General features: G+C 62.5%; 12 protein-coding genes. 6 read left to right on the top strand and 6 right to left on the bottom strand.

Translation table 11 applies throughout. From position 1 onward, the window contains the following. Positions 1-63: 63 nt before the first annotated feature. From ACIPVK_RS10915 to ACIPVK_RS10890, 6 genes are all read left to right on the top strand, one after another. Positions 64-834 carry an IclR family transcriptional regulator gene (locus ACIPVK_RS10915; RefSeq protein ID WP_407612002.1) on the top strand — a complete coding sequence of 257 codons (771 nt, stop codon included), beginning with the start codon at positions 64-66 and terminating at the stop codon, positions 832-834. A gap of 139 nt (positions 835-973) precedes the next feature. Further along, positions 974-2464 (top strand): aldehyde dehydrogenase, encoded by a 1491-nt coding sequence (locus ACIPVK_RS10910; RefSeq protein ID WP_407612001.1) that lies wholly within the window; start codon positions 974-976, stop codon positions 2462-2464. 79 nt (positions 2465-2543) lie between these two features. Further along, entirely contained in the window at positions 2544-3593 is a 1050-nt protein-coding gene (locus tag ACIPVK_RS10905) for a hypothetical protein (protein WP_407612000.1), read from the top strand. Between the two features lie 119 nt (positions 3594-3712). Continuing rightward, entirely contained in the window at positions 3713-4600 is an 888-nt protein-coding gene (locus tag ACIPVK_RS10900; protein ID WP_407611999.1) for an alpha/beta fold hydrolase, read from the top strand. Between the two features lie 94 nt (positions 4601-4694). Beyond that, positions 4695-5105: a nuclear transport factor 2 family protein gene (locus tag ACIPVK_RS10895; protein WP_407611998.1), complete on the top strand. Its 411-nt coding sequence runs from the start codon at positions 4695-4697 to the stop codon at positions 5103-5105. 211 nt (positions 5106-5316) lie between these two features. Beyond that, positions 5317-7074 (top strand): CocE/NonD family hydrolase, encoded by a 1758-nt coding sequence (locus ACIPVK_RS10890; protein WP_407611997.1) that lies wholly within the window; start codon positions 5317-5319, stop codon positions 7072-7074. Between the two features lie 407 nt (positions 7075-7481). On the opposite strand, the gene ACIPVK_RS10885 is transcribed toward ACIPVK_RS10890, so the two are convergent. The 6 genes from ACIPVK_RS10885 to ACIPVK_RS10860 form a co-directional block, all read right to left on the bottom strand. Continuing rightward, positions 7482-8768, bottom strand: coding sequence for an IS1634 family transposase (locus ACIPVK_RS10885; protein WP_407611996.1), 1287 nt, complete (start codon positions 8766-8768; stop codon positions 7482-7484). A 354-nt stretch (positions 8769-9122) separates the two neighbouring features. After that, positions 9123-10106, bottom strand: a complete 984-nt coding sequence (locus tag ACIPVK_RS10880; protein WP_407611995.1) for a zinc-binding dehydrogenase — start codon at positions 10104-10106, stop codon at positions 9123-9125. Between the two features lie 65 nt (positions 10107-10171). Beyond that, complete coding sequence (locus tag ACIPVK_RS10875) at positions 10172-10579, bottom strand: aldehyde dehydrogenase family protein (RefSeq protein ID WP_407611994.1); 408 nt, start codon at positions 10577-10579, stop codon at positions 10172-10174. Between the two features lie 427 nt (positions 10580-11006). Next, complete coding sequence (locus ACIPVK_RS10870; RefSeq protein ID WP_407611993.1) at positions 11007-11924, bottom strand: dioxygenase; 918 nt, start codon at positions 11922-11924, stop codon at positions 11007-11009. Positions 11925-11985: 61 nt separating this feature from the next. Beyond that, a complete protein-coding gene (locus tag ACIPVK_RS10865; RefSeq protein ID WP_407611992.1) occupies positions 11986-13056 on the bottom strand; it encodes a maleylacetate reductase in 1071 nt (356 codons plus the stop codon). Beyond that, positions 13056-14276: an FAD-dependent monooxygenase gene (locus ACIPVK_RS10860; protein WP_407611991.1), complete on the bottom strand. Its 1221-nt coding sequence runs from the start codon at positions 14274-14276 to the stop codon at positions 13056-13058. Before ACIPVK_RS10860 ends, ACIPVK_RS10865 begins: the two co-directional genes overlap by 1 nt. Positions 14277-14406: the final 130 nt, after the last annotated feature.

Below are 14406 nucleotides of genomic sequence, written 5' to 3'. Positions count from 1 at the left end.
CCGCCACCAGCCATGTTGCAGCGAATGCGCCGATGGTGACCGAGCACTTCGAAGGATAGAGATATGCCACTAAGCAGTCAGCCCGGGCGCAGTGTGAGTTCGCGCCTACTCGAAGTGCTTTTCGTCTTCCAACCTGGTCGCGCACGTCTCACGCTGACAGACATATCCAGATCGACCGGCGTGTCATACGCAACGACCAGACGTTTGGTCAACGAGCTGGTGGTCGGCGGGGTGCTTGAACGAGAACGTGACGGCTACGTGATCGGTGTCCGATTGTGGCAGCTGGGAACACTCGCACCACGAACCGTGCCACTGAGAACAGCAGCCCTTCCATTCATGGAAGATCTCCGCACTGCCGTGCGAGAGCACGTACAGCTGGCCGTGCTCGAAGGGAACGAAGCGGTCGTTGTTGAGCGCCTATCTGCTCCGCAGGCGATCCGTGTCGTCTCACATGTTGGCGGGCGCCTGCCGCTGCACAGCTCGGGTATCGGAAAAATATTGCTCGCCCACACCGAACCGGAGTTCATAGACCGCTACATCGAGGGGGGCCTACGCCGTCGAACGGCGAACACCATCACCGACCCTGGCCAGCTGCGCCAGGTGCTGGCCGAGTGCCGGGAGTCCGGCGTGGCGACGGTTCGTGAAGAGACTTCACCAGGTGCGGACTCGGTGGCAACACGGATTATGGATGCTGAAGGACGTGTCATCGCGGCGCTGTCCGTGGTGTTCCGGACGGGGACGGTCAACCCCCGAGCGATCGCAGCCTCGGTATTGACCTCTGGATTGGGAATCTCGCGGCGACTGGGCTGGAGTCCCCGTGCTGGTGTGCGGTAACGGCAAGCAAAACGTCCCTTGGACATCCACTGCCAGATGTTCATTCAACGACTATCGCCGTTGTCCCCATGGCGTTGTCTCAAACATACTCATTTTCACACAGGATGCTGCATCGCCGCAGCAACGAGAGGAGATCTAGATGCCGTCGATCACGTCGGACTCTGCGACCCGCCAGGAAATCATAACTTCCGACCTCTTCATCGGTGGACTGCAAACCACCCCAGAAGGGGGTCGTTATTTCACCACTACCGAGGCAGTTACGGGCGAACCGATTGCCCACGTCGCTGCCGCGTCCGTATCCGACGCCCGCGGAGCCGTCGACGCTGCCGCCTTGGCGCTGCCCGAGTGGACCGCGGTGTCCCCGGGCGAACGTCGAGCGATCCTGCAGCGTGCGGCTGCGTTGTTGGAGGAGCGTGCCAATGAGCTCGTTCCGTTGATGGGACGGGAGATCGGCGCGACGGCTCCGTGGGCCGGATTCAATGTTCACGTCGCGACCGGGATGGTGCAGGAGGCAGCAGCACAGACCTACGCGATGATCGGAGACACGATTCCTTCCGATGTCCCTGGGCTGTTCGCCATGGGTGTCCGCCAGCCAGCTGGCGTCGTGATCGGAATCGCTCCGTGGAATGCGCCCCTGATCCTCGGGGTGCGAGCCGTCGTCATGCCGCTGGCATTCGGCAACACCGTAGTACTCAAGGCCTCGGAGCAGGCACCGCTGACTCAGGCCATGATCGTGCGGACCTTCATCGACGCAGGTGTGCCGGCCGGGGTGATCAATTTGATTTCGAACGCCCCGGAAGATGCCGCCGAGGTGGTCGAGGCACTGATCTCACACCCGTCCACGGCGAGGGTGAATTTCACCGGTTCCACGAAGATTGGGCGAGTCATCGGTGAGATCGCTGGCCGCCACCTCAAGCGCGTGGTGCTCGAGCTCGGAGGGAAGGCGCCGATGGTGGTTCTCGCCGACGCAGACCTTGAGAAAGCCGCCGCGGCAGCCAACTTCGGGGCCTTCATGAATCAAGGTGAAATCTGCATGTCCACTGAGCGCCTGATCGTGGACACCGCGGTCGCCAACGCGTTCACCGACAAGCTCGTTGCCCGCGCCTCACGTCTGACCGTCGGGGCTCCGGAAGATCCTAGCTCGCAACTTGGACCGTTGGTCCACGCCGGCGCACGTGACCATGTCATCGGCTTGATCGAAGATGCCAAGGCCAAGGGCGCAAGTGTTGTCTGTGGCGGCACCTACGAAGGCCTCTACGTCCGGCCCACTGTGCTGCGAGGCGTCACCAGCGAGATGCGCATCTACGCCGAGGAATCCTTTGGACCTGTCGTGTCCATCATCGAAGTCGACGGCGTTGAGGCGGCAATCGCAAGCGCGAACGACAGCCAATACGGGCTCTCCGCCGCGGTCTTCACAGAGAACACCAGCACCGGGTTGCAAGTCGCCCAGCAGATTCGTTCGGGTATCTGCCACATCAACGGACCCACCGTCCATGACGAACCTCAAATGCCCTTCGGAGGTGTCGGTGCCAGCGGATGGGGCCGGTTCGGTTCGAAGGCCTCCCTCGAGGAGTTCACCGAACTGCGCTGGATCACCATCCAAACCGGGGATCGACACTACCCGATCTAGCCCGACCTTGCCCCCGTGCACTTACGACGCACCTCACCAACTCACCACTTGCCGAATGCACTTCACGAAGGGATAAAAAATGACACTCACAGCCTTGAAACCCCTCAACCCGCCAACCGAGGTCCGCAAAGGCCCACGCTGGATCAAGCGTCGTATCGCGACGCTGGATCCGCAGCGGGACTACACCGAGATCGTCAAGCTGGGCACGCTTTTCCACGTCAACGATTTCATCTTGGACTGGGCGTTCACATCGATCATGTGTCGTGCCACCACCGGGCACAGCGCCGTGGCGATCAACCGTGAAGGCACCGGCAAGTTGGTCACCACAGCCAACAACCGCTTCGATGACACCACTGACCACTTCTTGGTGTGGAACGAGTTCGGCCCCGACTCGCCGGAGACCAAGCGTTCGGTGGACATCATCAATGCGCTGCACGCCAAGTATCAGAAGATCTACCCTTCTGCGTTCGACGATCTGCCGTTGTGGATCTATGTCATCGCCTGGGAAGTCGCGGGCCTCTCGATTCTCGCCGAAGACTATCTGGGCCTGCCGAAAATCGACGCAAAGGAGCGTGAGGCCCGCGCTGTGTGGGGACGCAAGCTAGCAGAGTCCTTCACTTACATTGATGGTGGGCCGCTGAGCAATGTCATGCCCCAGCTCCAGACCTTCGAAGACTTCGTCGCTTTCGTCCATGAGTATGAGTCCCAGCCGTGGACCTCGGACGCAAATACGAAGGCCTGTCACCAAGCGGTGCTGGACAAGTATGCACAGCGTAACAAGCTTCTTCCTCGTCCCCTCGCCGATGCCCTGGTGAGCACTTTCTGGCACGAGGGACAGTTCGAGTGCAACGGCATCCAGAAGCCGACCCCGTTCTGGCGAGCGGTTGCCAAGAACTATATGCGCGTCGTTCTCGTCGGCACACAACTGATGCCCTCACCGAAGGAATCTGCTGTCGAGAAGATCTTGCGCAAAGCGCAGGAACAGGGCAAGAAACTGGGTCCCATCATGCGTTCGTCCATCAGCGCCGGTGCCAAGACGGAGCAGGGCAGCGGCACGTCGTCGGCAGGGTGCCCGATGGGCTTCGGCATGACCGCCGACGAGCCCACCGACAATAAGTCCGGTCTCTGATGACTTCGCCAACCGCACCCCACCTGGCAGACAGCCCACTCATCAAATCCCGGCGCGGCCAATTCTGGGTCCCCGGGGACACCGTCGCCACAGACCACGGCACAGTGCAGCGTGGCCCCATGTATGTCACCTGGGAGGCTCCCGAGATAGTCACTCAGCCTCACCCGGTGGTCCTCGTGCATGGCGGTGGCGGGCAGGGTTCGGAGTGGCTGTTCACTCTGGATGGCAAACCGGGATGGGCAGCCCACTTCGTCGCAGCTGGCTTTGCCACCTACGTGGTCGACCGACCCGGAATGGGACGATCGCCGTACAACCCCGAGGCAATCGGTCCGATGGGTGCCGCCTTCCCGTACGAAGCAGCTATCGGGCTCTTCGCTCCGCCCGCCCGGGCCGCAGAGCATACCCAATGGCCCTACAGCCGAGAGATCGGAGGGCGGGAGCTGGACCAACTGCTCGCCGGGCTGGGTCCTCTGCCCGCTGACCTGGCGGCGTCGCAACAGCTCGATGCCACGCGCATCGTGTCTCTGCTCGAGCTCATCGGGCCCGCGGTGTTGGTGACGCATTCGGCTGGTGGGCCAGCGGGATGGCTAGTTACGGACAAGGCGCCGGACAACGTCGTCGCGGTGGCAGCGATCGAGCCCATGGGGCCTCCCTTCGCCGAGTTCCCTTTCGGTGCACTCGCCTGGGGATTGACCACCGCCCCAATCACCTTCGCCCGCGAATTCCAGCAGGCCGAAGACGTCCGTGATGCCTCACAATCCGACCTTCAGATTCCATCCTTCACCGACAAACCCATCGCGGTCTTCACGGCCAGTGCCTCACCGTTCAGGGATTTCGCCCCTGCGACGGTGGACTTCCTCAGCACGGCAGGAGCGAAGGCAATCTGGGTCGACCTGCAGGATTCCGGCATCGTCGGAAACGGCCACGGACTGATATTTGAGGTCAACGCGCACGAGACTGTCAGACCCGTCATCGACTGGATCTCCCAGCTGCCAGCTGGGCTGTAACAATGGCGCCCGCGGGAAGAGTCACCGACTACGCGCTAGGCACCCACTACACACCACCTGCGGGTGGGTCAATCAAACTGAGGAAGGCTGCGCTGTGAGCAACATTGAAGACAACAAGAGGCTGGTGCAGTCGTTCATGGACACGCTTGTGAGTCAGGGACCCGAAGTCGCGTTCGACACGTACTGCGACGCCGAGAACTACACGCAACACAATCCGCGGCTCGTTAACGGACGTGAGGGCTTCCTGGAATTCGGCCGCAACGTCAGCATGTGCAAGGGATTCACCCTTACCGTCCGCAGGATGTCGGCCGAGGACGACCTTGTTTGGGTGCAAGCCGAGACCACCGGATTCCACTGGTCCGACGAGCCCGATCCCGTCGACCCAGAGTCATTGAGACACGTGTTCATGGATATCTTCCGCATCGCTGATGGCAAGCTGGTCGAGCACTGGGACGTCTACCAGCGCATCCCTCCCTTCACTGCCAGCGGCAACGACATGATCTGATGCAACCGGTGCATCATCACAACGTTGTCGGGAGAGCAGCCATCGTCAGACCCGTCATCGACTGGATCTCTCAGCTGCCAGCTGAGCCGTAAAACTCACGCCGCCGTCACACCGACCGAGTGCGCTAACGCACGAGGTCGCTGCGGCGGGCCCATGTAGACCAGCACCATCAGTCCAAGGAATCCACCAATCAGTTCAGGAAGTAGGAGAAATGATCCCCGCAACCCGCAACGACGCGAGACCGTCGGATTACCCAGCCGAGTGGGACGTCGAGTTCGGACCTGCCGCGCCCTTGCCCGAGGGGTACAAGGTCGGTCGAGAGACCAGGTACCTGGAAGCCGGCTCGGTGCTCATCGAAGGTGGGAAGCCCCTGCCCTGTGACGTGGTCTGGGAGCAAGACATCCCGATCACCCTGCGCGACGGTGTGGTGATCTACACTGACATCCTCAGACCAGCTGATCAGGACACCAACCTACCTGCCATCATCAGCTGGAGCGCCTACGGCAAGTCGCTCCCTACCGAACCGCCCTGGGGGGTACCGCGGGAGAACTTCTCGGGCTTGGGGAAGTTCGAGGGCGCCGACGGCGCCTTCTGGCTGGACAAGGGCTACGCCCTGGTTAACCCCGACGTCCGTGGAGCAGGCAAGTCTGGTGGCGACATTCAGTACTGGGGTTCGGTGGATGCGAACGACGGCTACGAGGTCATCGAATGGGTGGCCAAGCAGCCCTGGAGCAACACCAAGGTCGCCCTCTACGGCGCCTCGTGGCTCGCGTTCACACAGTGGGGCATCGCCGCCACGAAGCCACCACACCTCGCGGCCATCGCCCCATGGAACGGAATCTACGACCCCTTCCGCACCCACCTGCGTTGGGGTGGCATCCCGGACCCGGGCTTTTTTGGGTTCCTTCCCTTCATGATCCCCGGCGACACAAGCGCGATCGAGAAGATCGGGGACATGACGATGCGCGAGGGCAAACTCAACGACTACTGGCAGGATAAGACCCCCGATCTGTCCGACCTCACCGTTCCGGCCTATGTTGTCGTTGACGGTGTCACCGGGCTGCACTCGATGGGGGGGCCCGAGGCGTTCCGGCGACTGGGTTCGAGCGAGAAGTGGTTGCGGATCAACAACACACAGGAGTGGTACGACCAGTACAGCGACTACTACCAGCAAGACGTCCTGCGGTTCTTCGACCACTATCTGAAGGGCATCGACAACGGCTGGCAGGAGACCCCTCGGGTCCGGGCGTGCATCATCAACGCAGGCGGCGAGGATCTCGTCGACGTGCCGTTCGCCGAGTGGCCCGTCCCGGAGACCCGCTACGAGAAGCTCTATCTCCATGCCGGCAGCGGGCTCCTCTCCGCAGCTCCGCCCGAGCAGCCGTCAACATCCAGCTATGCCGGTGTGGACGGATCCACCACGTTCACTCTCCCCCTCACCGAGGCCCTGACACTCGTCGGCTACATGTCAGTACGCCTCTGGGTCGAGGCACAGGATGCCGAGGACATGGACCTTTTCCTCCTCGTGGAAAAGCTGGATGCCGAAGGCAACGTGCTCGCGCCGCACCGCGAGCACGCCGACGCATACCCCATCTCGCCCCCCGGCGCACCGGGGCGCCTACGGGTATCCATGCGCGAGCTCGATCCGGCGCTCTCGACAGACTTCCTTCCCGTACACGCATTCACGCAAGCCAAGAAGTTGACCCCGGGAGAGGTCGTCCCGATCGACATCGGCCTCACGCCTCGGGCCTACCACTTCGAACCCGGTCAGCAACTGCGGTTGACCGTGGCCGGCTGGAACGTCCGGGGCACTGGCATGGATCTCGAATCGACTGAGGCGGGCGGTTTGCGTGCAGGGCGTGAGGCTGGCATGAACCCGCCCGCGGACAACCACGGCACCCATATCATCCACTCCGGCCCCGAGCGGCTCTCTTACATCACAATCCCGGCGATCGACACCCAGCACTAGACGCAAGTTCCCGATCGAGGCAAAGGCCTTCGGCCCCCTCGTCCGGGAATCTGCACGTCGCGTCGATTAGAGAAGTTACGTTGAACAGAACGCCAGGATCCCCGGATTGTCGGGGATCCTGGCGTTTTTGCTTCCGGTTCTCTGGCTACTTTCTGTGGTTTCGGGTGTGCTGGTCGATGAGGTCCATGGCCCGCTGTTGGCGGGGCGTGGGCAGGGACAGCAGTTCGAAGGTCTTCTCGGTGCCCGGGACGCTGGTGGTGTTCCGGGTCCTGGTGGCCAGGTGGGACAGGAGTTCTTGGTAGCTGGTGGCGGTGGTTCCGTCCCCGGTTTTCCGGGTGCTGGTCTTGTGGGCCGCGGCGGCGGAGCGGTCGACCTTGGCGACCGGCTTCTCGGGGGACGGGGCGGTTCTAGTCGGTGAACGTCAGTGGTGCGAGGGCGGTGCGCAGGTGCCAGGTGAGATGGGCGGCGAGCATGCATCGGAAAACGTGGGCGCGGGTCCGGTTTTCGGTGTAGGGGCCAATGGGGCGGATGCCCAGGTTACGGGTCTTGAGGGTCTTGAAGATCTTCTCGACATTGGCCAAGGACTTGTAGGTGAGCACCGCCTCGGGGGCGTCCATGGCAGTGTCGGGGAGGTTGGTGCGGATGACATAGATGCCGTCCAGGTCGGCCTCGCGGCGGATGGATTCCTGATTGCGTTCGTAGGTGAATGTGGTGTCGGTGAACGTGAAGTCGAAGTGCTTGGCCATGTTGTATTTGCCGGCGACCTTGCCGACCTTCACCCCGATCTGCCCGGCACCCTTGAGCCGACCGGCGTCCGCGGACTTCTTGACGGCTTCGAGCATTACCTCGGTCGATTCGAGCAAGGCGGTGCGTTTGTGGGCTCGCTTGGCGGCCAGGGCGGGGTTGCGGCAGGCGATGAGCCGTTCGCCGGGGTATTTCGGGTGGGTGATTTCGGCGAGGCTCTGTTCGTCGAACAGGCTCATCTGCGGCGGTCCGTCGTCCTCGGCGAGCTGCTGGATGTCGGTGTTGCGCAGCGCGGTGACCCACGCGAGATCCGTGTCTTTTTTCAGGTCCTCGACCCGGGCGTTGGTGATCATGCCGGGGCCCGCGACCATGGCCAGGTCCGGGACGCCGGAGAGCTCCTGGATTTCTTCGGCGATGTGGATGAATGCGGTCGGGTCGGCGGTGTTTCCGGGGAAGACGCGCACCGCGATGGGCAGTCCGGCGCGGGTGGCGAGCATGCCGTATTCGATCTGTTCGCAGCCGCGCTTCCTGTCCCGGGAGTACCCGAATTTTGCGAGGGGGTTGTGGGTTCCGGTGACCCACGAGGAGGACAGGTCGAAGAGGGCCAGGCCCCCGGGGTTGTGTTCGGGTCCGAGGTGGGTGCGGGCGAGCTGCTTTTCGATGCGGGGCTGCTGCCCGGCTAGCCAGTCCATGGCGGCGTAGAGCTCGTCGGTGCTGACCGGGCCGAGGTCCACGCCCAGGGTGGTGTTGGTGAACCAGTTCAGGGTGGCGAGCTTCGAGGTCGGCTTGCAGATGCGGGCGGCCAGCAGCCCCATGATGAGGTCGCGGTTCCGGCAGGTGGGTCCGAGGAGGGATTCGAAGCGCAGGCCGCGGGCCATGGTGGTGATCGCGTCGATGTGGCCGTGGGGCAGGGTGCGCAGGACCTGCATCCGAGCGTCGGCGTCCACCATGGTCTTGCCGTTCAGGGAGGCCTGCAGGTTCAGGATGGCGTAGTCGGGCAGGTAGGAGATGTTGCCTAGGGTCTCGTGCCGGACTTTACGTCTTCGCGGAAGGTGCGGCGTATCAGGGCGAATTGGTAGGTGACCTCGATGCTGGCCTTGTTGGTTCGGCGGGAGGTGTTGATGACTACATGCATGTCCCTAAAAATGGGGATTTGCCCCGGAACCATGCGGTTCCGAGGCAAATCCCTTGCATAGCTTCGGCCTAGGAGCGCATTTCTTTCGTCAGTCGAAATCCTGTCGAAGTTCCAAGTAATCTGGCGCTGAGCTGCATTCGTGATTCCGTGGATTTAGTTCAAGTCCTGCTTACTGGACCTGAAGCACAATCTTTCCGATGTGGTCGCTTGCGTTGAGGGCTTCTTGTGCCTCCAGTGCCCTGGTCCACGGAAAGATCTGATCTACGACTGGGCGCAGCCGATCTGCAGCGTCATCCAGGTTGACACCTGCGCATAGATCCCGGACCACTTGGATCTTCTCCTCGGGCGTTCGCGTTCGAAAGGTTGTGCCGATGATCTCGAGCCGTTTTCGAGCAAGCTCTTCCATGTCGAGGATTCCCTCGGACCCGCCAAGACGGCCGACGCCAACAATCCTGCCGCGCACTGCAGCAGCCCTTATATTGCTCGCGAGGTACGGTCCGCCGACGTGATCCAATATCACATCAGCTCCAACGCCGTCGGTTATTCTCAGGATCTCCTCGTCGAAGTCGTTCTCGGAGGTGACTATAAGGTGGTCGAGCCCCAACTCCTTTAGCGGCCCAACTGGGCGTGGCGACCGGGACGTGCCGATAACCACAGCAGCACCAAGTTCGCGGGCCAACTGAACCGCTTGGGTGCCGACGCCACTTGTGGCGGCGTGCACGACGACGGTATCACCTGCTGTCATGTGTCCGGCAACGGCAAGCGCGTTGAACTCGGTCATCAAGCCGAGCACTGCCGCAGCACCCTCAACCCACGACCACGCCGATGGCACGGTTATGGCCATTGCGGCGGGTAGAACGACTTCCTCGGCCAACCCGCCAGCGACCATAGCCATGATGCGATCACCGCACTTGAAGGAGGTTACGTCAGCGCCTACCTCGATAACCTCGCCCGCAGCGTCTAGCCCGGCGACCGGCGGTCCTGCTGTCGTCGATGGGATATGGGCTCCGGAACGCGTGAGGAGATCGGCTCGGTTCACCGACGCTGCGTGGACCCGGATTCGGATGTCTGCAGGACTTAGCACCGGAGGATCGATTTCGGCGAGCTCCAGGGTAGAGATTCCCTGGGTCGGTTTTATTAGGATCGCCTTCACACGATCAGTCCACCTTTCTGTTTTTTGTGGGCGGTTGTCGGCCGAAGATCGGTCCATAACCATGGCTATAAGTTCGGATTGAAACCGAAGTCAGTGCCCGAGCTGTTCTCCCAGCGGCTGGTCACATATTTGGGGCGGGTGTAAAAGGACCAAGATGCGTTGTTGAGGCCGGTGACGCCAAACACCGAGTCTTTCCACTCTTGCACAGCGTAGCCCGCGACGGGGACAGGTATCGCGACGTTGAGGCCGAGCATGCCTGCGGTTACTTCTCGCTCGAACTGGTTCACCGCGGCAGCGTCGTTGGTCACGATCGACGCACCGTTGCCATATCGGTGGTCTCGGATCAGAGCGATGGCTTCATCGAGGCTGTCGGCCGGCATCACTACCAGCACCGGGCCGAACAGCTCCTCCATGTAGGCTGGCGACGTAAGTGAAACATCCACGAGGATAGTTGGACCTGCGAATGGGAACATCCGCGGTCGCCGCAAAGGGTTGCTGCGCAATCCGGACAAAGCCGTGCACCGATTCAGGCGTTTTCATCCCGCCTCCCTGGCCCACGTCCTGGACCAGCACCCGGGTACCACCGAGCTACCCACCCAGATCTGGACCGTGCTGCTGCCTTTCCCCCTCACCGGAGTGGTGTCAGTGAAAGCAGAGGTGTCCCGTGACCCTGATATCCCTACGAAGATCGCTGGCCGCACGCCTGTTTAGATTGGCCACAGGAACAAACCCGTCGGTTCGGAGACGACGTTCACGGCTATACAGGTCGCCTGCATGAAGGCAGGTAAGACGTTGCTCTTCTACGACCTGTTTCAAGGCCACAGAACAGAACAGCGAAGGAGTGGGTGGGGTCGGACACCCTGCCCGGATCCCCCCCATGACGCGATGGGCTGAGTATTCTCATCTCAGATCAGAACCGGGGGCAAGGACAATGTCAAAGCGTGTGCGTGCCCAGGACTGGCTGTGAACATCCCGGCCGTCAGGAGTGGGGGTGCCGACGGGCTGTGTTTCGAATTTCTTGATCAGCGAGTTTTTGACGCCGAACACGGAGTCGCCAATCTCGATCTGTGGGTCTCCCTCGACGAAGATGTGCGTCACGAGGGGGCGCAGGCCTTCAGCCGTGACCATGAAATGCAGATGGGACGCCCGTATGGGAGAGCGGCCGACGGCCTTGAGCATTTTACCAACCGGACCGTCATGGGGGATGGGGTACGGGGTGGGCGTGAGCCCCCAGAACGCGTACGAGCCGTCTTCGGCGGTGAACAGGTGCGCTCTGCCGGCGATGCGGCTGTCGCTGTACTGGACGTCGTAGAAGCCGTCTTCGTCGGCTTCCCAGACTTCGATCCGGGCTCCCGGAACAGGGTTGCCGGAGGTGTCGGTGACGGTGCCTTCTACCCAGCAGGGCTGGCCGGCGGCGGCGCCGGCGATGTCGCCGCCGAGGGGGATTTCGGGGGCGTCTTCGAGGAAGAACGGTCCGAACACCGTGGCCTCGGTGGCCCCTTTGTACGCTTGGTTGTTCATGGCGATGGTCTGCATGGAGGCGCCCAGGACGTCCGAAAGTAGCACGAATTCCTGGCGTTTGTCATCGGTGATGTGGCCGGCGGCTGTCAGGAAATCGATCCCGGTGTTCCATTCGGCCTCGGTGAGGCGGACCTCGCGGAGGAAGTTGTGCAGGTGCCGGGTCAGGGCCTGCATCACCTCCATCAGGCGCGGGTCTTCGGCTTTGTCGAAGGACGCGAGGACGGTGTCCACGAGTTCCTGTTCGACCCCGGCCTGCTCAGTGCTGATGCCGTTTCCGGCGTGGGTGGTTTCGGACATGCTGTTCTCCTGTAATCGATGAGGGGGCGACTCTGCCGGCTTGATGAGGCGTCAGTGAGGATCAGTCCAGCAGGACGGCCGGGTCTTCGCCGGTCAGGGCCGCCTGCAGGAGCCGGGTGAGGTTTTCGGTGGCGACCGGACGCGGATTGGAAGCCGGCACGGCGGGGAGGACGATGGAGACGGCTTTTGCGATCCCGTCGGCCGTGAATCCGTAGTCCGCCAGCGCCTTGGGCGCGTCCAAGCGTTTGCGCAGCTCCTGAAGACCGGTCAGTGCCTTAGCGGTGCCAAAGGCTGCGGCAATGCGGGCCTCGGCCTCGGGCGCGTATGGCGCGTTGAACGCCAAGACGTAGGGGAGCACCGTGGCGTGGGTCTGGGCATGCGGGAGGTTGAAAGTTCCGCCCAAGACGTGGCAGAGCTTGTGATGCAGCCCGGACCCGGCGGAGGTGAACGCAACAGCCGACAGGTAAGCGCCGTAGAGGGCCTGTTCGCGCCCCTCCGTCCCGGATGGGTCCCCGGTGATCAGCGGCAGGCCCTGGCTGAGTGCACGGATCCCTTCGGCGCCAAGGGCGGCGTTTATCGGGTCAACGCGAGGGCCCCACATGGAGTCGATGCAATGCGCCATGCCGTTTAGGCCTGATGCTACTGATAGATCCACGGGCAGAGACAGAGTCAGCGCCGCGTCGTAGATGATCGTGACAGGCAGGACGGCGGCGTCCACGCCAGTGGTCTTCCGGGATGCTTCGGTCAAGCCCCACACGTTCGTCGCTTCCGACCCGGCATACGTGGTGGGGACAGCGATGATGGGTAGGCGGGATGTCATCGCGACCGCCTTGGCCAGTCCCGTCGTCGAGCCCCCACCGACACACACCAGAAGGTCGATGCCTTGCTCAGCCGCGGCGACGCGAGCCTTCTCGGCCGTTTCGATGGGCACGTGCATCATCACATCGTGGTGCCACAGCGCCACCTCAATGTCAGCGGCAACCATGCGGGCCATCTCGGTCTCGAAGTCGGAGGCGATCATCATGACGCGCTTCGCTCCGAGTCGGGCCACTTCCGAGGCGAGGTTGGCCGCAGCCGCCCCTGTGCCGAAGAGGACCCGCTGGCCTAGGGTTTCATGAACAAAAGTCAACATCAGACCAAGGACTTCCGTGCTGCGAGTTCGGCGTCGTGGCCGTAGAGCCAACCGTTGCTGACCAGGGGATCGCCCTGGGCCAGGGCACCGTCGCGCTCCCGCTGTTCAGGGCCGTCGGGCAGGTGATTGATGTGTTTACGGGCGCGGCTGAGCAGCTGAATTTTTGTGCTTCGCCCGATGCGGACCTGTTCATAGGTTCGCAACGCCCGGGCCGGATCCTCGGGATCATCGGACAGGCACTGTGCGAGGGCGGCTCCGTCTTCGATGGCCTGGGCGGCGCCTTGTGCGAAGAACGGGAACATGGGATGGGCGGCATCGCCGAGCAGGGTAATCCGGCCATAGGACCATTGCGCCAACGGTTCACGGTCCAGCAGTGCCCAGCGTCCCGGCGTGCCGGCTGCCTGGATTAGTTCCGTGAGCCGGGGATCCCAGCCAGCAAATTCGGCAAGCAGCTCATCGACTGTGGCCTTCGTGCTCCACGATTCGGCAGTGAAGTCTTCGGCAGGACCGAACGCCACAATGTTGACTGCGCTGCCGCCGGATATCGGGTAATGCACCAGGTGGTGGTCGGGGCCGATCCACAACGTCTGAGATGCTCGCCGTGCAAACTCAGGGGCGTCCTCCATGGGGACGATGGCCCTGTAGGCGCACATGCCGGAATACTCCGCAGAACCGGGACCGGCAATCGCGTTTCTCACCACCGAGTGGACCCCGTCGGCGCCGATGAGGACGTCTGCATCGACGGTGCTGCCATCATCAAAGATGAGCCTGGCGCCGGTATCGTTCGGCTGGACTTCCACGCAGCGTTTGCCAAGGTGCAGCCACTCCGGCGGGACCGCAGCTTTGACGACGTCTAGAAGATCGGCGCGGTGGGCCACATAGGTGCGTTCGCCGTAGAGTTCCTCGCACCTGTCGGTGAGCTGCTCTGCTGACAGGACTGAGCCGTCCTCCCATCGGCGGAATTCCCATCCCACATCCAGTGGCACTGCCGTTTCCAGGAAGGCATCGATACTCCCGAGCCGGCGTATCAGACGTACGGCGTTGGGCGAGACGACCAGGCCTGCTCCGACTGCACCCAGCTCTGGCGCCTGTTCGTAGACGGTAGCGGTCAGCCCGGCGCGGTGCAGGAAGCCGGCTGCCGCGAGCCCTCCAATCCCGCCGCCCAGAATGACGATGCGGGGACCTCGCGGTTCCGCTGTCCTGTTCGTTTCAGTAGTCACGCGTATTGCCTTCCGGGAGGGAGTGAGGCCTTGGCTGTCACTCCGATTGAGGTTACGTTCCATAGTCCATGCATGGTCCTCTCTACGGGAGGATGATGTTCATTGAACGAAGAATCCGAATACTGGGATC

It is taken from the genome of Paeniglutamicibacter sp. MACA_103, assembly GCF_045798555.1.
Classification (GTDB): domain Bacteria; phylum Actinomycetota; class Actinomycetes; order Actinomycetales; family Micrococcaceae; genus Paeniglutamicibacter.
The sequence above is the reverse complement of the archived record's forward strand: the minus strand, read 5'-3'. Positions and strand labels throughout refer to the sequence as shown.